Source organism: Photobacterium lutimaris (genome assembly GCF_003025555.1).
In the GTDB taxonomy this organism is placed as follows: Bacteria; Pseudomonadota; Gammaproteobacteria; order Enterobacterales; family Vibrionaceae; genus Photobacterium; species Photobacterium lutimaris.
Genome location: NZ_PYMH01000008.1, coordinates 36,049 through 55,027 on the forward strand (window position 1 = coordinate 36,049; position 18,979 = coordinate 55,027).

Genomic DNA, 18,979 nt, shown 5'->3' on the forward strand with positions numbered 1-18,979 from the left:
CCGCCATCGATTAATTCACGTCGAGCATCGTACGGTCAATAGAGCCGTCTTCAGCATTGAGGCGAAGCTGTAATTCATAATCCTGCAGCATGGCATTGATGCGGCGACGTTGCTCCATCACCTGCTCTTCGCTCGGGCCGGCATGACGGCTCGAACGTACTGAATCACGAGTCAAGCTCACTGGTTCAGCCGTACCTGCAAACGGGATAGTTTCGAGAACCGGTAACTGAGACTCTCCTACCGCTGTCGTAAGTGAACTCTCACCACCATTGTATTGCTGGACACCCACAATCACCGCCAAAGACACCGAAGCGGCAACCGCCACCTGCCCGAACTGGGTCAGCCAAGCTGGCATCTTACGTTTGGCTTGCTGAGGTGTCGGCTGAGATTCTTCAACCCGCGTCTCACGCGCCGTTGCAATAGAGACCACAGAGGCAGGCTCTGCCTGTACGGTAGTACCCGTATGAACAGGTTCATCCTCCAGCGCCAGTGCTACCTTAGCCGCAATGTCCCATTCCTTGTTTTGCGGTGCTTCCCCGCGCATCACATCACCAATGAGGTTGAAGTTCTGCCAGGTCTGCTGACTATCGTCATCGACAGCCAATGCATTAATAATGCTCTGATCCAGCTCTTCGCCATCAAGCAATGACGAGATTTTTTCTTTATCAGCCATCTTTTTCACCGTTTGGCCCAACACTATCGCTGTGTAAGAGGTCGAATACGTTTTTCAACCGCCTCTCGCGCTCGAAATATACGGGAGCGTACTGTACCGACCGGACACCCCATGACCTCTGCGATTTCCTCATAGCTTAAGCCTTCCAGCTCGCGCAAGGTGATCGCCGTTTTGAGATCATCCGGTAACCCTTCAATGGTACTGAAAACTACCCGCCTTAATTCATCAGACAACATTTGGTTCTCAGGGTTCGAAATTTCTTTCAGTGCACTACCACTTTCATAATATTCCGCCTCCTCCGCATCCACATCCGACGCAGGCGGGCGACGCCCCTGAGCAACTAAATAGTTTTTCGCCGTGTTAACAGCGATTCGATACAACCATGTATAAAACGCACTCTCACCCCGAAAAGTCGGCAGTGCTCGGTACGCCTTAATAAATGCTTCTTGAGCGACATCCGGTACATCACCGGAGTTGCTGACGTATCTGGCAACTAAGTTGCAGACTTTATTCTGGTATTTCACTACCAGTAAATTGAATGCCTGCTTGTCACCACGCTGTACCCGCTCAATTAATACCTGATCAGTTTGCTGCTCGCTCATTCGAGCGTGTACTCCTATATCAAATTCACCCGCATTTTTATCTGTTGTTACGGCAGGGTCCCAAAAAACACACGTTTCCCGCGGCTCCCCCTTGTGCCGAACTCGCCTAGCTATGACGAGTATGCTCAATCAAAACAGTATGATAAAAATGTATGAGCGTGAGCACTATTTAAGACCTAGGGGAACGAGCAAAGTTCCCAAGGAAAATATTATTTCTCAATAATAGTGCGCGATTTTTCCATTGTATTAAAGCAGTATGTCTGCTGTGTGCACGCTTTGGTCACGCTGATTTGTGCATTATATCGCTTCAGGCGGGGGATTTGTGAACCATCCGTCAAAAATGAACAAAATGAATGGAATTTGGTAAGATAGCGGGATTACCACAGGGATATGAAATCATTATGAACGAAAACCGTGAACATCAATGTGATGTGCTTGTTGTTGGTAGTGGTGCAGCAGGACTGTCATTGGCCCTTCGACTGGCACCCATGGGCAAAGTGATCGTACTGAGCAAGGGACCGCGCAGCGAAGGAGCGACCTTCTATGCCCAAGGCGGAATTGCCGCCGTCTTTGACGAATCAGACAGTGTCGATTCCCACGTCGAGGACACCCAGATTGCTGGTGCCCACTTGTGTGATGAAGAGGTTGTCCGCTTCATTGCCGAAAATGCCAAGCACTGCGTCCAGTGGCTGATCGATGGCGGGGTACCGTTTGACCGCGAAGAGAGCGACAGTGACGACGCCCCGCGCTATCACCTGACCCGCGAGGGCGGACATAGCCACCGCCGTATCCTCCATGCCGCCGATGCCACCGGCATGGCAGTGCAAAACTCATTGCAAGACAATGTTCACAACCACCCCAATATCGAGGTACTTGAGCGCCACAATGCGCTTGATCTGATCACTTCCCACAAGCTGGGCAATACCGAACAGCCGAATCGTATTCTGGGTGCCTATGTGTGGAACCGCAACCTTGAAGCGGTAGAAACCGTTCGCGCCAAGTTTGTGGTACTGGCAACCGGTGGGGCATCGAAAGTTTACCAATATACCTCCAACCCGGATGTCTCTTCCGGTGACGGGATTGCGATGGCATGGCGTGCCGGCTGCCGAGTGGCCAACATGGAGTTCAACCAATTCCATCCCACTTGCCTGTTCCACCCTGATGCACGTAACTTCCTCCTGACCGAAGCCCTGCGCGGCGAAGGGGCATACCTGCGCCGCCCCGATGGCTCACGGTTTATGAAAGATTTCGATGAGCGAGGCGAGCTGGCACCGCGAGATGTGGTTGCCCGGGCTATCGACTTTGAAATGAAGCGCCTCGGTGCCGATTGCATGTATTTGGATATCAGCCACAAACCGGCCGACTTTGTCACCAAGCACTTCCCGACCATTTACGAGAAGCTGCTGACCTTCGGCATCGATATCACCAAAGAGCCGATCCCGATAGTCCCGGCCGCCCACTACACTTGTGGCGGCGTGGTGGTCGACAAACAGGGCCAAACCGATCTCGATGGCCTTTATGCTATCGGCGAGGTTAGCTACACCGGCCTGCACGGGGCCAACCGTATGGCTTCCAACTCCCTGCTGGAGTGTGTGGTCTATGCATGGGCAGCCGCTGAAAGCATTGCCAAGAACATGGACAGCGTCGAGATTCCACCGCCACTGCCATATTGGGATGAAAGCAAAGTCAGCTGTTCAGATGAAGAAGTGGTGATTCAGCATAATTGGCACGAGCTGCGCCTGTTTATGTGGGACTACATGGGGATTGTTCGCACCACCAAGCGCCTAGAACGGGCGATGCGCCGGATCCAGTTGCTAAAAGACGAGACCGATGAGTACTACAGCAACTTCAAAGTCTCGAACAACCTGCTGGAGCTACGTAATCTGCTTCAGGTTGCCGAGCTGATGGTACGCTGCGCCCTCGAGCGAAAGGAAAGCCTCGGGCTGCACTATACCCTTGATTACCCTGAAGCCGTAGAGCAAGCCAAGCCAACCGTGCTGATCCCGGATCAGCAGTAGCCGTAAAGCACTACCAGAACCAAAAACGAGGGCCAAATGGCCCTCGTTTTTATGGCTAACGTATAGCCGTGCACGCTTTTTGTTACCGCCCGCTAAACCCGGAACCCGGCTATCGCTTGCTCTAACCCATTCGCTTGCTGGGCAACAGACTGGGACGCCTGCACATTGTCATGGGCCACCTTGGTGTTGAGCGACGTCAAATCGCTGATGGCCGAGACATTCTGCCCGACCTCGCCCGACACCAGGCTCTGCTGCTCAACCGCCGCCGCGATCTGGTGACTGGTATCCATAATCTGCTGCATATTCGCCATGATATGGTTGATTTGCCGTTCGGCACTTTCCGCCTGGCTCACACTCTGCCCACCCAATTTGCGGCAATGGCTGATGTGCTCCACCACCTGTGCTGTCTGACCCTGAAGGGAGCCTATAATGGCGGTGATTTCCTCCGTCGACTGACGAGTGCGCAGTGCCAAGGACCGGACCTCATCGGCAACCACAGCAAAGCCGCGGCCCTGATCGCCGGCGCGGGCCGCCTCGATAGCAGCATTAAGCGCCAGCAGGTTGGTTTGCTCGGCAATGTCCTTGATCACATCCAGTACCGAGCCGATGTTGGCCGATAGGTTAGACAAGCTGGACACTTGCTCGCTAGTACTGGCTAAATCGTCAGAAAGCGTATCGATTTTGTGTTTAGTATCTGCCACTTCCTGCAATCCTTCGGTCGCCCCCTGGAAGCTTCGTTCGGCATGCCCTGCGGCTATTTCGGTATTTTGAGCAATGTCACGGATTGTCGCCCCCATTTCTGTCACTGCCGCGGCAACAGACTCTGTCTCGCCTTCCTGCTGACGCAGGGACTGCTCGGACTCATTGCTACGTTGCTGAAGCTGGTTCGAGGCATCGCCCAACTCGGAAACGGCGACCTGCACCTCCCCCACCAGCTGGCGCAAACTCGCCAGCAGATAGTTAAAGTTAACCGCCATCTCGGCCAGTTCATCATTGCCGTCCTGATCGGCGGTACGGGTCAGATCATGACTGCTTGCAATCTCCGCCATCAACAGGCTCATGCCTGCCAAGCGGCGGTGGATAGACTGGCTAATCCACCATGAGAGCCCCAGCAGGGCCAGCACCACCAGCACAACGATTATCGATAATAGCGTGGTGAGTTTGTGCTGCTCATCAGCCACGGTTTTATCCAGCTGCTGCTTGACCACCGAAAACATCTGTTCAACCTGATGGGCCTGACGACGGATATCACCTCGCAGTCCTTCATTATGGCTCAGGCCGATCTGCACCAATTGCAAGCGGGCCTGCTCGGCAGCCTGCTGGTAACGCTGAAAATTCAGGCCGAATAATGCAGACAACTGCGCTTCATGCGTCTGCTTCAATGCCTGGTAATCCGCCATACTGCTCTGGTCCCCTTCCAGCACCATCACCTTGCTGGCCATTACCAATGAAAATAGCGGGCCGATACCTTCCCCTTGAGCGCTGGCAGTATGGACTAGCGTATCCACCGTGGAAAAGTACTCGCGTAGGAGCCCTTCATTATTGGATAGCCCTAGCTGTTGATAGCCAGCGATCAATGCCAGCATTCCCTCGCGGTACTTCGCCGTTACCGCGGTGAATTGATCCAGCTGCGAAATAGACAGTGACAAGTGCTGGGCCCGACTGGCCAGATCTGCCTGCAAGGACTGATAACGGGTATAGTTGTCCTCGAATGCTGAGCGATATTTCATGTCCATACGCATCATGAAATCTTTTTCATTTCGGCGCAGGTTCAATAGCGTCACTTCCATCTCAGTGACTGTCGTCTTGGCTTGGTTGAGACGAACCACCCGCTCACCGGCCATCAGACCGATCACCAGCACTGCGCCCAATGCCGCAACTGAAATGAGCGTCAGCCCCAGCAACTTTATTTTAATTTTCATTTCTACCCCGTCTATAGTTGCATAATACTGCTTACATGCAGCAACCTAAGTTCATCGGCACAGTAGAAAATCTCTTGAAACATAACATAACAACGTCATCAACAAGCGAGCCATTTCACACAAAAAAACGCCTAAAGTTCAGGAGCATGCCTACTATTAACTCGCTTAATTTTTTTTGTGCCAAGTACAGAATTACGCGGATATTGAGCGGAAATGACGGGAGTACAACGCTAGGCTGCGGTAGGCGGAAAGCGAACAGGCATCAGGACAGATTGGCAACCATATATTGTCGTTTGCACCATTGAGGCGCCAAACGAGGATCAGGCCTGAGCGAATACGCGCGGTCTGCAGCCGCCATTGCTGGCCCCGCCAACGGATATCCCCCTGCAAGGAGATTTGCAGCCGGCCGGTCACATGGCAGATGTCGGCGAAACGCCTTTCACATTCATCAAGCAGCCACCAGCCTGCGGCAAAAAAGGCCGGCCAAGGAATAAACTGGAACACGGCACTGAGCAATAGCAGAACAAGCGCACAGGCATACAATAATGCCAGTGCGCCCATTAGACGGTAGGAAGGTGTAAGGGTAAGATCAGCGAAGCTTGCTGTTGTTGTGGGCAACAATCTTATCGACCATTGCGGCATGGGCTGGGTTTTCACTGCGGCCATGCTGCATCATCCAAGTAAACAGATCGGGATCGTCACACGTCAGGAGCGAGACAAAGTCCTGCTGCTCTTGCTCGGAAAGCTCATCAAAACACTCTTCGAAAAACGGCATAATGAGTACGTCCAACTCCAGCATGCCACGGCGGCAAGCCCACTTAACCCGTGCTTTTTCGTCTGCACTTAACATTTTACAACCTCATTACTGATCCCGGGCCCCCGTAGAAAGACCTAAACCGATGAAGGCAGCCCGGACGTTAACAATGTTGACCATACTAGCAGCCCGTTTTGTCAGCGACCATGAGGTAGCACAAACATTACCCCAAGTTGAGAGCTAGGATCGATTTTGCTGCGCGGGGTATAACAAGCGACAACTAACGGCAATATCTGACTGCCAATATTGCTGACAAATCACAACCAGCGCTTTAACATAGTCATAAATGATTCCTCAACTGGACGTCCCATGAGCAACTGGTCTGAAAACCTCAATTTTGATCGCCTTTCCCTAGCAACCGGCGATGCCCTGCCTTCTCTTGCCTTGGTCGATCTTGCCAACTGGGCACTGGTAACCCTGATCGGCGACGACAAAAAATCGTACCTACAAGGACAAGTGACCTGTGACGTGGTTGGCCTTACTGCTGATCGAAGCACCCTTGCCGGCCACTGTGATGCCAAAGGTAAATTGCGAACCGTCTTTCGTTTGTTCCACCACAATAATGGCTACGGTTTCTTGCAGCGCCGCAGCATTATGGATACCCAACTACCCGAGTTGAAGAAATACGCCATTTTTTCCAAAGTCGATATCGAAGCCAGTACTGATATCCTGTTGGGCGTTGCGGGTAGCGAAGCAGACGCCCAAATCACCCAGTTGTTTGGCGGGGAAGGTGATGTCCGCGCGATCAACGGCGGTACGGCGGTCAAGATTGACAGCCAACGCTGGCTGCTGGCTCTCAACGCCGACGCGGCCAAAGACGTTGCTAGCCAGCTGGCAGCCACGGCGGCACTGAGTGATGATAGCCTATGGGATCTTTATGATATCCAGGCCGCGATCCCGTACATCGATGCGGCAACCGAGCTGGAATTCATCCCGCAGGCAGTCAATCTGCAGGCACTGGATGGGATCAGCTTCACCAAAGGCTGCTACACTGGCCAGGAAACCGTGGCCCGCGCCAAGTACCGCGGGCTCAACAAGCGCGCGATGTATATTGTCAGCGGCCCAGCCAAGCACTGCCCGCAAGCTGGCGACAGCCTGGAGCGTAGTGTCGGTGAAAACTGGCGCAAGGGCGGCACCATCGTCGCCGGTTACCGATTTGCCGACGGCCAAGCGACAGCACTGGTCGTACTGCCAAACGATCTGGACGAAGGCACGGCTTTCCGCCTAGCAGGCACCGAAGATGTATGGCACCAGCAAGCGCTGCCCTATTCACTGGATGACAACCGCTAAGCCATGAATACCCCGGTTACCCATTACCTAGACAGCGAAGGCGTGGAATACCGCCTTCTTCCTCATCGCCAGCCGGCCAAAACGATCGAGGAAGCAGCCCGCGAAAGGGGCGTTGATCCCCAGCAGATGGTCAAATCCATCTTGCTACGCGACATGGGCGGATTCCATGTGTTGGCATGCGTTCCCGGCCCGGCCCAGGTCGATCCGAAAAAAGTCCGGGCCATGTTCGGCTGCCGCCGGATGACCTGCGCCGATGCCAGTGATGTGGAAAAAATCACAGGACTGGTGATCGGAACGGTTGCACCGATAGGGCTCAAACGCCCTCTTCCGGTTATTTTCGATCACCAGATCACCGCCCACAACCTGGTCAATATCAGCAGTGGCGATCGGATGGCCGGTGTCGAGTTGGCAACCGATGATCTGTTGGTGCTGTGTGATCCTATGTTTGCCGATATCTGCCGTTAAATGGGGGCTGCATGAACAATATCAACTGGCGAGGCATTGACCTCAACCTGCTGGTCGCCTTTTCGGCCCTGATGGAAACCCGCAGTGTCACCAAAGCCGCGACTAAGCTGTCTATCGGCCAATCAGCCATGAGCCACAATCTGTCACGGTTGCGCGCCTTGCTTGACGATCCGCTGTTCGAACGCCGCGGTCACCAGATGATTGCCACCGAGAAAGCGATTGAGCTCATTCCGGTGGTCGAGCATATTCTCCAGCTGATCACCAGCGAGATCCTCCAGCCGGATAAGTTCTCAGCCCAAGACTATCAAGGCACGCTGAGGATCGGCCTGACCGACTATGCCGAATTGCTGTTCGCCCCGGCCCTGTTCGATGCGATCCGCAAAGCAGCACCGCACAGCCAGCTCAGCTTCTGCAATGTTGATCGCAACAACTACCAGCAGGCAACCGAAGCCCAGAAAATTGATCTGATCATCGGCTCGATGACCAATCTGCCCCATGAGTTCGACAGTCAGTACCTGTATACCGAAGACCATGTCTGCCTGTTCGACACCAAAGCAACCGGTTTATCCTCGCCGATTGATCTGGCGCGATATATCCAAACCCCTCAGGCCTTGGTTTCCCCTGACGGCAAGCTGATGACCAATGTCGACAACCAGCTGCAGCAGCAGGGATTCCAGCGTCACATTGCGGTAGGTTCCAGCAGCTTTCTAACCATCCGCCACTTACTGAGTGGACGAAACCTGTTGTGCGTGGTGTCGACCCTGATGGCGAAGCTGGATGTATTCAACGATGAACTGAGCCAATGCCGCCCGCCGGTCGATATTCCCGACTTCGATATCAACATGCTATGGCTCCGCCGCAATAGCAACCACCCACGGTTGGAGTGGCTGCGCCAGTGCGTCGGCGAGGCTGTCACCCTTCGGCTGGAAGAGTTACGCAAAACCCATTGATACCAGGCTCGAAGACACCAAAACTGAAACCAAAAAGCGCAGATTAGGATCTGCGCTTTTGGGTATAGCTACTGTTTTACTTCCGGCTCGCTGATTTGATAGAGCTTGTGCTCATCGCAGGGCTCCTTGCAGCCACATTCCTTGTCGACCCCCACATTGGCAAGCCCGCCGCAACTGCCCTGAATCGCTTTTCGGCGAAATACCCAGCCAATTGCCATCGCCCCGATCACCAGCAAAAAGATCAGTACCGTGAACAAATAGGTCATAGCTTAAACCCTCCAATCTTGGTCAGCCCCTGTAGGTTGGAATTACCACCAGCAGTCATACCAATTTTAGCGGGTTTCTCGGTTTTCTTACTGCCGCAACCACAGCCACAGCCGCCTTTCTCACGCTTGCACGGCCGCCCCTGCTCTGCAGATAGCAATGGCTCACGGGTTACTTTGCCATTCAATACATCTTGTACCGATGATCGGTTGGGCACCCGAAAGACATCAAAACCGGCTCGCAACAAACGGGCTAGCGAACGCTGACCAACATTACCAAGCAGCAAGGTTTTTACTTGATGCTCTGCCAGTTGTGCCTGAAGCTGCTTCTTGTGCTTGCAACCTACCTCACGGCGGCCGCTATTGACCAGCTCGGCAATCAACTGCCCTTGTTCATCGTAAACAACAAAGCCAGCGGCTTTTCCGAAATGCCCAGCCACTTCATGATGTGGGGTGATGGCGATGGCTATTGACATAATGGCTCCTTTTCATTGTTTGGCTGAACGACAGTATCCAGCTCTAATGCCATACCCTTGACCAGCGCGCTCGCCACCTTGTGTCTGGCTGCTGCCACGATATTGCCCAGAGTCTGACGGGATACTCCCAGCTCCTGTGCGGCAGCCTGCTGGCTGAGTCCGTTAAGATCCACGAGCCTTAACGCCTCCAATTCATCAGCCGCCAAAGGCAGGGAAGCAAGATCAGACATCGGTACCCCGTTGGGCTTGAAACAACTATAAGCAGGGCGACAGCGGATCCGCCGTTGGATTTTCGGTCTAGGCATGGTTCACAATAGGGTAATGGCTAAAAACGGTTATTATTGGCATATGCCAATAATAATCTTTGATCAAAAACAGCTTTCGCTCAGATCCGTCCAGTTGAGACAATCAGCATTTTCATCTGTGTAGCACGGCTTACGACTTTTTTGCTGGTGAATTTTTGAGCTACCTTACCGCCAGGGGCTTGCCGGGATACTTTCCACTTTGGGTCAAAACCTGCACCTAAGTGACTAAAAGTATTTAATTTAATGCAAATCATGCAATAAACCACGAATCATCCCCCAGCCTGATGGCTTAATTTAAAACATAAAATAAAAGTATAAAACTCCAGACAAGGTAGATTACATAAAAGAAATGGCAATTATTGAGTTATTTAACATCCCTATTATGCTGAAGGCATCACAAAAGCAACATGCGCATTGTTTTATAATCCTTGCCGTCAAAAACAAATGGAAAGGTTGGCTAACTATGCGGATGTTCAAACGCTACGTGCCGAAAATGATCGCAAAGCACGTAAGTCGTTTATTCAGTGGAAGGATCTACATTGACGGTCGGGGCGGCTATGAGTTCAACAACGGTCAATTATTGGTGCCAGTGAAGGCCCAGCATCGCCATTACCAAACGGTAAGTGAAATAAACCAGGAAATTCGCCGCCTCAAAGACTGCTAATCTCGCAGAAAAAAGAAAAGCCCATAACGGGCTTTTCTTTTATCGAGACTGTAAAAGGTAAACAGCTCCTAGTCACTGTCCTCATCAACCAAGTCCGCATAGCTATCGGCATCGAGCAAATCGGCAAACTCCCCTTCATCCTCGACCTTGAGCTGAAATAACCAGCCGTCACCATAAGGGTCACTATTCACCAGTTCTGGCGAGCCTTCCAAATCTTCATTGGTGGCTATCACAAACCCTGACAATGGTGCATAGATATCAGAAGCTGCCTTGACCGACTCCGCGACCGCACAATCTTCACCCACATCGGTTGCCGCATCGATTTCCGGCAAATCAACAAACACCATATCACCCAATAGCGACTGGGCATGATCGGTAATACCCACCGTAAATACCCCATCACCTTCGGGGCGGACCCACTCATGGGTATTGGTATACTTCAACTCAGAGGGAATGTTGCTCATAGTGAAACTTCCTTATGAAAGCCTGCCTATTGCCACTCTCAATATGGGCTAGCAGAATCAGTGATCGCAGGGAAGAGCAAAGCCAGTATTTGTTGGGGCTAACAAGATGAAATCTAACGCCTTGGCCAGTTACCGCCAGCTCTGTTTTATTCCTGATATTTAATGTAGGAGAAAATCACTCAGTTGGATAACAATTTTTTGTCATTTCATTGACCTCCATTATCTAACAAGGCGTTAGCTCCATATCTGAGCGCTTGACCACAGCAAGAAGGCACAAAAAAACCGCCCGTAGGCGGCTTTTACGCTAATGAGAAAAGCGGTGGTCTCACTCGTGGCGGGCCAGTTCAGGCAGCTCTCCGCTTAGCCCCAATGCCCGGCGCATAAACTCGTCCTTCACTCCCGGCGCCTTATCAGCAAACAGCATCCCCAAATCACGGATCAGCTTTTTGGCTGGGTGGCTACCATCGAACAGATCCCTGAACCCCTGCATTGCCGCAATCATTTTCGCCGCTTCGGCTTTACGCCAGCGTTCATAGTTACGCAGGTGATTCTGACGCCCGATGTCTTTCTCTGCCAACCACAACTGCTTCAGCTCTTGCGCCAAGCTCGCCGCATCCAACAGACCAAGGTTTACCCCCTGACCGGCAAGCGGGTGGATCGTATGGGCGGCATCGCCCACCAGCGCAACCCGCTCGCGGACAAAATCGCGGGCATAGCGCATCTTGAGCGGGAAGGCTTGGCGCTCGCCTTCAACACGGCACAAGCCAAGGCGGTTATCAAATGCCGCGGTCAGGCGCTTGTTGAACTCCGGAGCTGGCATCTCGCACAACAACTTCGCGTCTTCAGGTGACAAGGACCAGACAATCGAGCACAGATCCGGTTCAGCCAGCGGCAAGAAGGCCAGCGGCCCTTCAGGGCGGAAGATCTGGCGCGCCGTATCTTGGTGTGGTTCACGGCAACGAATGTTGGCGACAATTGCACTGTGGCCATAATCCCAGTGGGTCAGAGGGATATCGAGCTGCTGGCGCAACCAGGAGTTGGCACCATCGGCACCGACCACCAGCTTGGCGGTCAGGTTCCGGCCCGACTCCAAACTCAGCCAGGCTTCACTTTCGCCAAAGGCTATACTCTGACAGCGCTCCGGCGCCACCAGGGTGACATTAGGCAGTTGCTTGACCCGATCCATCAGCGATAGCTGAATGACCCGATTCTCAATGATATGACCCAAATCAGGCTGGGCCAGCCGGGCGGCATCAAAGGCAATACTGGCAAAGCTGTCCTGCTCCCATACCTGCATCTTGCTGTATGGCGCCATCCGCCGAGTGACAATACCTTCCCAGGCACCAACCCTGCGCAGTATTCGCTCGCTGGCTCGGCTCAGCGCCGAGACCCGGACATCTGGTAGCGGATCCAACTCCGTATCAGGCAGCTTGCCTTCAATCACCGCAACCCGCAGCTCGGTATCAGCCAGGGCTGCCGCCAGAGTAAGGCCGACCATACCGCCGCCGATAATAGCGACATCAACACTTTGCATCATGATTATCTATCTACCTGTCCCATCGCCCGCCGTACCAGCGGAGCTTTCAATACATCTACACATTCCATCGCCATCAAACCAAGATTACGGCCTGCAACAAAAGGCATGCTGTCGTTGGCAAAAATACTGACCAAGCCTGCGGTCATGCCAACCGTCGCGCCACGATCCGGCTCCCGCCGCTGGCGATAACGGCTCAATACCCGTGCATGTCCGGCATCACCGGTATCGGCCCATTCACGACAGACTTCCTCCGCCAGACTCATCACATCACGCAGGCCAAGGTTGAAACCCTGACCGGCAATCGGATGCAGCGTCTGCGCCGCATTGCCAACCACGGCGACCCGGTGTGAAGTCAGGCGTAGGGATTGGCGCAACAACAGCGGATAGGCATGGCGTATGCCGGTATGGCTCAAGCGGCCGAGGCGCCAGCCGAAGATCTGTTGCAGCTTGGCAAGAAACGTCTCGTCACTCCAGCCCATCACTTCAGCCTGGGCATCGGGGCGAATACACCACACCAATGAACTCCGGCCTTCCGACATTGGCAGCAGGGCAACCGGCCCATGCGGGGTAAAGCGTTCAAACGCTCTGCCCTGATGCGCCTCATCGGTGGTTACATTGGCGATCACTGCCACCTGCTCGAAGTCATACTCGCTGCGCCCGAGGCCCAGCATGTCACTCACAGACGACAGGGCACCATCGGCGGCAACCACCAAGCGGCTTTGCAATTGCTCGCCATTGTCCAAGATCAGATCAACGCCCTGCTGGTGACGCTCGATCTCGGCGATCTTGGCCGGGCAAACCAGATCAACACGATCCAACTTAGCCAATTTGTGGTGGAAGATCCGCCCGGCATCCGCCAGTTCAACCACATAGCCCAAGGCGTCCACCGCCTGCTCGTGGGCATCGAGGTGGACAATGCCAGCGTGGCCACGATCAGATACGTGGATCTGGGAAATAGCGGTCGCCACGCCTGACAGCGCCTGCCAGCAACCGATCCTGTCGAGTTGCTGGGCCGAGCCCAGAGAAAGGGCAATGCTGCGCGCGTCATAGCCAGGGTGCCGATCCAGCTTCGGCTCGACCGCTTCGACAACGGCAATACGAAGCTTACCGCCACTCAGTTTATCCAATGCAATTGCCAGGGTTGCGCCGGCCATTGCACCACCGGCTATCACGACATCGTACTGCTTCACATCCGTCCCTTAACTGAAAGTCCTGTGCTTAGTGGAGAGTTGACTTGTCTGCTGGGTGTGCCGTTTCATCTTCAGCTTCACCGCGTTGACTCAGACCGATCAGGCACGTCAGCACGCACTCCGGCACATAAGCCACCACGTTATCAAACAACATTGCCTGCTCTTGCATATCTTCGTCTTCATCAACGCCAAGCTGGGCAATCTCTTCCAGCGCTGCGACCGCCTCGGTGACATCGTCAGACAACTGCTGCTTGTTCATCCCCATCAGGCCAAGGCCAGAGATAAAATTGGTCACCCACTCACTCAACGCCTCGGCACGGAGCATCAGCTCACCGTCTTCGCCAGGAAGCAGCAACTCAACCGTGAAATCAACGTCAGCCAACTCGGCAGCCGTCGAGGTGAAAAGGGTTTGGGTCAATCCGCCCAGCTCGCGGGCGGCCGCGTCAAACACCGAGCGCACAACTGTTTTGGCCCCATCGGTCATCGCATCGCCCTGGTTGGCATAGTCGCAAACCGGTGCCAGCCACTGCTCACCGTCAACAGCCATACCACCGCAAATCATCCCGCAGATCAGGCCATGCAGCTCTGATGGGGTCACGGCCAAACCTTGCTCTTTCAGCATTGGCTCCAGGGTTTCATAGGCAGGGAGTTTTACGTCGCTCATGGGCTGTTCACCTTATTATCATGGGTGTAAATCGTCTTTATGGTATGCTACCACTTATACAAAAGATCAGTCACTCGCCATTTCCCGTCTAATTTACCTCAATCTGGTTAATATCTGATTAATTAGACAGATTTAGGTCCAAAGCATGACGGGCCCGCTTGCATGTTGATAGGGCTTTTTCTATATTGGGCCTCCTAGCGCGTATCGCAGCGGAATGCCAAATTGGACGATCTGGCACGGAGCAGATTAAACATTTATGAGTAACCAGGCAGTAGAAATTCAGGTATATGGCCGCAGCTTCAAGGTGAACTGCCCAGCAGGCCAGGAAGACGCCCTGCGTGCAGCAGCCGCCGATTTTGATCAACGCTTAAAAGATCTTTCTGAGCGAACCAAAATCACTAACGCCGAACAGCTGCTGATGTTTACCGGGTTGAACATTTGTAACGAGTTGCATAGCGAGCGCCAAGAACAACAGCGCAATGCTGAAAAACTATCCAATAGAATCAATGAGATGGAAGATTTACTGGAGAAAGCATTGCAATATCAGCCAAAGCGTTGATAATGAATTGACCCTGGGGTGTGCGTCAGCGGATTAACGTCCCCGAGCCGATAAGCAAAAACCCAGGATCAGCTTTGATTAGCTATTGAGCAAGCTCGGCCCGTACCGAGAAGCCTGCGGTTAATGTTGCTGATCCACCTTGAACATCTGGTTCAAGGGCCACAATGCGCAACGGCACCTTGGGGCATACCTTTTACGATGAACTTGATTGGCAAGCACTGCTGACAGTTATCGACCCTCGACTCCTCAGAACCTTTTGTCATTGGACGACCTATGAGATCTGCGGTACCTGCATCAGCCACCCGGCAGCAACTTCGCAAGCAAACTCGTGAACATCGACGTCAGCTAACATCCATCCAGCAGACACACGCCGCGCGCGATTTACTCGAACACTGCAAGCAAGCCACCAGCCTACTCGATGCGCAGCATATTGCCCTCTATCTCGCCAACGATGGTGAGCTCGATACCACCCCGGTGATCGAATGGCTATGGCAGCAAGGAAAAGAGGTCTACCTACCGGTACTCCACCCATTTAGCAAAGGCCATCTGCTGTTCCTCCGCTACACCCCAGCAACGCGAATGAACCGCAACCGCTATGGCATTCAAGAACCGGTTTTGGATATCCGACTCGTCAAACCGGTCATGGAGCTCGATACTATCTGCACGCCCCTGGTTGCTTTCGACAATACCGGCCAGCGGCTGGGAATGGGTGGGGGGTATTACGACCGTACCTTGAGCCAGTGGCACAATAACCGACGCGGCCCACGACCGGTCGGTTTGGCTCATGACTGCCAACAAGTCGACAGCCTGCCGTTTGAAGCCTGGGATGTTCCGCTCCCCGAGATCATCACCCCGTCCTACCATTTTCACTGGTAAATACCGACAAACACAGATTAAAAACGGCAATATTGATAAAAAAACGCCAACCAGACGCAAACGTTTGTTTTTTCTGTGCCACAGCTAACAACTTAAGCCTATGTTATTAATAGAATTGTCTTTTTACTCCAACTTAGGTTGCATTTATCAGGCCAGATAGGGACTGACGCCCGACCGCTATTTGGCTATAATCAGCGCTCCGCGCAACGTTTGTCATCACTAGGAGATAAGCATGACACAAGATGAAATGAAGAAAGCTGCTGGCTGGGCTGCTCTAGAGTACGTGAAGAAAGGCAGCATTGTAGGTGTCGGTACTGGCTCGACGGTTAATCACTTCATCGATGCTTTGGCTACCCGCAAAGAAGAAATCAAAGGTGCAGTATCAAGCTCTGTCGCATCGACCGAGCGCCTTGAGCAAATCGGTATCCCAGTATTTGATGCCAATGAAGTCTCTAGCCTCGATATTTATGTTGATGGCGCTGACGAAATCAACGGCGAATACGACATGATCAAAGGCGGTGGCGCCGCTCTGACCCGCGAAAAAATCGTGGCAGCGATTGCCAAGCAGTTTATCTGTATTGTTGATGACACCAAGCAAGTTGATGTACTGGGCAACTTCCCGCTGCCGGTTGAAGTGATCCCAATGGCACGCTCTTACATCGGCCGCGAGCTGGTTAAACTGGGGGGTGATCCTGAATACCGCGAAGGCTGTGTCACTGACAACGGCAATATCATCCTGGATGTTCACAATATGGCCATCACCGATCCAAAAGCAATGGAAGACAAAATCAACGCTCTGCCGGGTGTTGTCACTGTTGGCCTATTTGCCCACCGCGGTGCCGATGTGCTACTGGTTGGCAGCCCAGAAGGCGTGAAAAAATTCGAGAAGTAATCACTTAGCCCTTTTTTACCTTGGCGGACAAGGAAAAAGGCGCTTTTAACGTTACTCACTTTCAAAACGGCATAATATATGCCGTTTTTTATTATCAATCCTGTAATATTCTTACCCATTCTGGTTATTTTTTGATAACTTAACTGGCAGCATGTAAGCAAACCTAATTATGGTGCTCATGGATTGCCCGTATACAGGAAATCTATCCCTTCCTTTTCCTGCCTCTGCCCAGCTGCCATGAGCCCTCTGCCACCAGCATTAAGGATGAGTATCAATGGCTAAAGTTTCACTGGAAAAAGACAAAATAAAGATCCTGCTGTTAGAAGGCGTTCACCCTTCTGCAATCGAGGTACTACAGCAAGCTGGCTACAGCAACATCGAATACCACAAAGGCTCCCTTTCCGGTGACGAGCTGCTTGCTGCCATTGCAGACGCCCACTTCGTCGGCATCCGATCCCGTACCCAGCTGACAGAGGAAGTCTTCAGTGCCGCACAAAAGCTGATTGCCGTCGGCTGTTTCTGTATTGGTACCAACCAGGTTGAACTGGGTGCCGCAGCCAAACGCGGGATCCCGGTCTTCAATGCGCCGTTCTCCAACACCCGAAGTGTGGCTGAGCTGGTGCTCGGTGAAATCCTGCTATTGCTACGCGGTATTCCAGAAAAAAATGCCAAGGCCCACCGTGGCGAGTGGTTCAAGTCTGCCGATCAGTCTTTCGAGGCCCGTGGCAAGCGCCTCGGTATTATCGGTTATGGCCATATCGGTACCCAGCTTGGGATCTTGGCCGAAAACCTCGGCATGAAGGTGTACTTCTACGATATCGAAAACAAACTGTCACTGGGCAATGCGACCCAAGTACCGTCGTTGACCGAGCTGCTTAACAAATGTGATGTGATCAGCCTGCACGTGCCGGAAACCCCAGAAACCCAAGATATGATGGGTGCCGAGGAGTTCGCCCGTATGAAGCCTGGCTCTGTTTTCATCAACGCGGCCCGTGGTACCGTGGTCGATATCGACTCGCTATGCAGCGCGCTGGAAAGCAACCATATTGCCGGTGCCGCTATCGATGTGTTCCCGCTAGAACCGAAAACCAACAACGACCCGTTCGAGAGCCCGTTGACCAAGTACGACAACGTACTGCTGACACCGCATATCGGCGGTTCGACCCAAGAAGCACAGGCGAATATCGGTATTGAAGTCGCCGGCAAAATGGCGAAATACTCGGACAACGGCTCGACCCTGTCTGCGGTTGGTTTCCCAGAAGTCTCTCTGCCTGAACACAAAGAGTGTTCGCGCTTGCTGCACATTCACGAAAACCGTCCGGGGATCCTCAACCAGATCACCACCATCTTTGCCGAGGAAGGGATCAACATCGCCGCCCAGTACCTGCAGACCGGTGCTGAAATCGGCTATGTGGTAATAGATGTCGAAACCGAGCGCTCGGAAGAAGCTCTGTCGAAACTGAAATTAATCGACGGCACCATCCGCGCCCGTATCCTGCACTAGACATTCACGGCAACCAAGATCGAAAAAGGAGAGCACCGGGCTCTCCTTTTTAATTCTGGCTATTGGCTATTGGCTACTCTTCCAGCTTAAACACCACCTCAACGCGATCACGGATGGTGATCTGGGTATCCTGATAGCTGACGGAATTCTCCGGTGCGGCGTCCATCGCCATGCGCATCATCATCGGGCGAGGCTGGCTTGCCTGATAGGAGATCTGCCATACTCCATCCAAGGATTCGCCAAACCCTTTAGCCAATGACTCCGCCTTGGCAATGGCATCTTTGATTGCTGCCTGGCGCGCTTGCTCCATGTACTCATCTTCATTGCTGACCTTAAGTTCAATGTTATTGATGCGGTTGATACCGTCACCCAGCGCGTTATCAAGGTAAGTATTGAGGTTATCCAACTCATTGACCGTTACCGTCACATGGCGGCTGGCACGGTAGCCCTTAAGCTCAGGCTCTTTGTCTTTCGGGTAGCGATACTGAGGCTGCAAGCTGATATTAGCACTTTGGATGTGATTGCGATCCAGCCCCTGCTCAAGCAAGCGCGTCACAAAGGCTTCAACGGCTTTATCCACCGCTTGCTTGGCTTCTTTCGCCGTGGGACGGATCTCTTCCACAGCGACGGCAAACACCGCCATATCCGGCTGCGCGGTGATCTCGCCATTACCGGTTGTCTGTAAATGCGGAACACTCACCGTGGCTGCAGCCATACCACTGGTGCCCAGCAAACCCAATCCCAACATGACTGCGACAAGTTGTTTTTTCATCTGGCCATTTCCTATTTCATTCATCTTTTTTCATGCATTGACCATATGACAACAGGTAAAGACAAAAAATTCCCTTGAT

General features: G+C 53.0%; 22 protein-coding genes and 1 other RNA gene. 10 read left to right on the plus strand and 13 right to left on the minus strand.

Annotated features, from left to right (window positions below; all coding sequences use genetic code 11):
* Positions 1–10 precede the first annotated feature (10 nt).
* Both C9I99_RS16270 and rpoE read right to left on the minus strand, forming a co-directional pair.
* A complete protein-coding gene (locus C9I99_RS16270) occupies positions 11–673 on the minus strand; it encodes an RseA family anti-sigma factor (RefSeq protein ID WP_107349929.1) in 663 nt (220 codons plus the stop codon).
* Between the two features lie 23 nt (positions 674–696).
* The gene (gene rpoE, locus C9I99_RS16275) at positions 697–1,275 is read right to left on the minus strand and encodes an RNA polymerase sigma factor RpoE (RefSeq protein ID WP_107349930.1); all 579 of its coding nucleotides are present in this window, start codon (positions 1,273–1,275) and stop codon (positions 697–699) included.
* 401 nt (positions 1,276–1,676) lie between these two features.
* Here rpoE and nadB point away from each other — a divergent pair, with 401 nt between their 5' ends.
* Positions 1,677–3,293 (plus strand): L-aspartate oxidase, encoded by a 1,617-nt coding sequence (gene nadB / locus C9I99_RS16280; protein WP_107350107.1) that lies wholly within the window; start codon positions 1,677–1,679, stop codon positions 3,291–3,293.
* Between the two features lie 92 nt (positions 3,294–3,385).
* Here nadB and C9I99_RS16285 read toward each other — a convergent pair whose 3' ends face one another.
* The 3 genes from C9I99_RS16285 to C9I99_RS16295 form a co-directional block, all read right to left on the minus strand.
* On the minus strand, positions 3,386–5,215 hold the full coding sequence (locus tag C9I99_RS16285) for a methyl-accepting chemotaxis protein (protein ID WP_107349931.1): 1,830 nt from the start codon (positions 5,213–5,215) through the stop codon (positions 3,386–3,388).
* 192 nt (positions 5,216–5,407) lie between these two features.
* On the minus strand, positions 5,408–5,881 hold the full coding sequence (locus tag C9I99_RS16290) for a protein YgfX (RefSeq protein WP_107349932.1): 474 nt from the start codon (positions 5,879–5,881) through the stop codon (positions 5,408–5,410).
* Positions 5,805–6,065, minus strand: coding sequence for an FAD assembly factor SdhE (locus C9I99_RS16295; protein ID WP_107349933.1), 261 nt, complete (start codon positions 6,063–6,065; stop codon positions 5,805–5,807). Before C9I99_RS16295 ends, C9I99_RS16290 begins: the two co-directional genes overlap by 77 nt.
* Positions 6,066–6,338: 273 nt before the next feature.
* On the opposite strand from C9I99_RS16295, the gene ygfZ reads away from it, so the two are divergent.
* Genes ygfZ through C9I99_RS16310 form a run of 3 tightly spaced genes read left to right on the plus strand, consistent with a single transcriptional unit; the run spans position 6,339 to position 8,734 of the window.
* Complete coding sequence (gene ygfZ, locus C9I99_RS16300) at positions 6,339–7,319, plus strand: tRNA-modifying protein YgfZ (protein ID WP_107349934.1); 981 nt, start codon at positions 6,339–6,341, stop codon at positions 7,317–7,319.
* A 3-nt stretch (positions 7,320–7,322) separates the two neighbouring features.
* Positions 7,323–7,784, plus strand: coding sequence for an aminoacyl-tRNA deacylase (locus C9I99_RS16305; protein WP_107349935.1), 462 nt, complete (start codon positions 7,323–7,325; stop codon positions 7,782–7,784).
* An 11-nt stretch (positions 7,785–7,795) separates the two neighbouring features.
* On the plus strand, positions 7,796–8,734 hold the full coding sequence (locus C9I99_RS16310; protein WP_107349936.1) for a LysR family transcriptional regulator: 939 nt from the start codon (positions 7,796–7,798) through the stop codon (positions 8,732–8,734).
* 68 nt (positions 8,735–8,802) lie between these two features.
* Here C9I99_RS16310 and nqrM read toward each other — a convergent pair whose 3' ends face one another.
* The 3 genes from nqrM to C9I99_RS16325 are packed head-to-tail and all read right to left on the minus strand — an operon-like array spanning position 8,803 to position 9,778.
* Positions 8,803–9,000, minus strand: coding sequence for a (Na+)-NQR maturation NqrM (gene nqrM / locus C9I99_RS16315; protein ID WP_107349937.1), 198 nt, complete (start codon positions 8,998–9,000; stop codon positions 8,803–8,805).
* Entirely contained in the window at positions 8,997–9,473 is a 477-nt protein-coding gene (locus C9I99_RS16320) for a NifB/NifX family molybdenum-iron cluster-binding protein (protein WP_107349938.1), read from the minus strand. Before C9I99_RS16320 ends, nqrM begins: the two co-directional genes overlap by 4 nt.
* Entirely contained in the window at positions 9,464–9,778 is a 315-nt protein-coding gene (locus C9I99_RS16325; RefSeq protein ID WP_107349939.1) for a DUF134 domain-containing protein, read from the minus strand. Before C9I99_RS16325 ends, C9I99_RS16320 begins: the two co-directional genes overlap by 10 nt.
* Before the next feature lie 463 nt (positions 9,779–10,241).
* On the opposite strand from C9I99_RS16325, the gene C9I99_RS16330 reads away from it, so the two are divergent.
* Positions 10,242–10,442, plus strand: coding sequence for a DUF1107 domain-containing protein (locus tag C9I99_RS16330; protein WP_107350108.1), 201 nt, complete (start codon positions 10,242–10,244; stop codon positions 10,440–10,442).
* Between the two features lie 68 nt (positions 10,443–10,510).
* Here the strand turns inward: C9I99_RS16330 and gcvH are convergent, their stop codons facing one another.
* The 4 genes from gcvH to C9I99_RS16350 form a co-directional block, all read right to left on the minus strand.
* Positions 10,511–10,897: a glycine cleavage system protein GcvH gene (gcvH, locus tag C9I99_RS16335; RefSeq protein WP_338069666.1), complete on the minus strand. Its 387-nt coding sequence runs from the start codon at positions 10,895–10,897 to the stop codon at positions 10,511–10,513.
* A 334-nt stretch (positions 10,898–11,231) separates the two neighbouring features.
* Positions 11,232–12,443, minus strand: coding sequence for an FAD-dependent 2-octaprenylphenol hydroxylase (locus C9I99_RS16340; protein WP_166645471.1), 1,212 nt, complete (start codon positions 12,441–12,443; stop codon positions 11,232–11,234).
* Positions 12,444–12,445: 2 nt separating this feature from the next.
* A complete protein-coding gene (gene ubiH / locus C9I99_RS16345; RefSeq protein ID WP_107349941.1) occupies positions 12,446–13,633 on the minus strand; it encodes a 2-octaprenyl-6-methoxyphenyl hydroxylase in 1,188 nt (395 codons plus the stop codon).
* 28 nt (positions 13,634–13,661) lie between these two features.
* The gene (locus C9I99_RS16350; RefSeq protein WP_107349942.1) at positions 13,662–14,297 is read right to left on the minus strand and encodes a UPF0149 family protein; all 636 of its coding nucleotides are present in this window, start codon (positions 14,295–14,297) and stop codon (positions 13,662–13,664) included.
* A 256-nt stretch (positions 14,298–14,553) separates the two neighbouring features.
* On the opposite strand from C9I99_RS16350, the gene zapA reads away from it, so the two are divergent.
* From zapA to serA, 5 genes are all read left to right on the plus strand, one after another.
* Complete coding sequence (gene zapA / locus C9I99_RS16355; protein WP_107349943.1) at positions 14,554–14,856, plus strand: cell division protein ZapA; 303 nt, start codon at positions 14,554–14,556, stop codon at positions 14,854–14,856.
* Positions 14,857–14,863: 7 nt separating this feature from the next.
* A non-coding RNA gene (ssrS, locus tag C9I99_RS16360) (6S RNA) lies at positions 14,864–15,046 on the plus strand.
* A gap of 83 nt (positions 15,047–15,129) precedes the next feature.
* On the plus strand, positions 15,130–15,732 hold the full coding sequence (locus tag C9I99_RS16365; protein WP_107349944.1) for a 5-formyltetrahydrofolate cyclo-ligase: 603 nt from the start codon (positions 15,130–15,132) through the stop codon (positions 15,730–15,732).
* A 232-nt stretch (positions 15,733–15,964) separates the two neighbouring features.
* Entirely contained in the window at positions 15,965–16,624 is a 660-nt protein-coding gene (gene rpiA / locus C9I99_RS16370; RefSeq protein ID WP_107349945.1) for a ribose-5-phosphate isomerase RpiA, read from the plus strand.
* 274 nt (positions 16,625–16,898) lie between these two features.
* Positions 16,899–18,128 (plus strand): phosphoglycerate dehydrogenase, encoded by a 1,230-nt coding sequence (gene serA, locus C9I99_RS16375; RefSeq protein ID WP_107349946.1) that lies wholly within the window; start codon positions 16,899–16,901, stop codon positions 18,126–18,128.
* Between the two features lie 73 nt (positions 18,129–18,201).
* Here serA and C9I99_RS16380 read toward each other — a convergent pair whose 3' ends face one another.
* On the minus strand, positions 18,202–18,900 hold the full coding sequence (locus C9I99_RS16380) for an oxidative stress defense protein (protein ID WP_107349947.1): 699 nt from the start codon (positions 18,898–18,900) through the stop codon (positions 18,202–18,204).
* Positions 18,901–18,979: the final 79 nt, after the last annotated feature.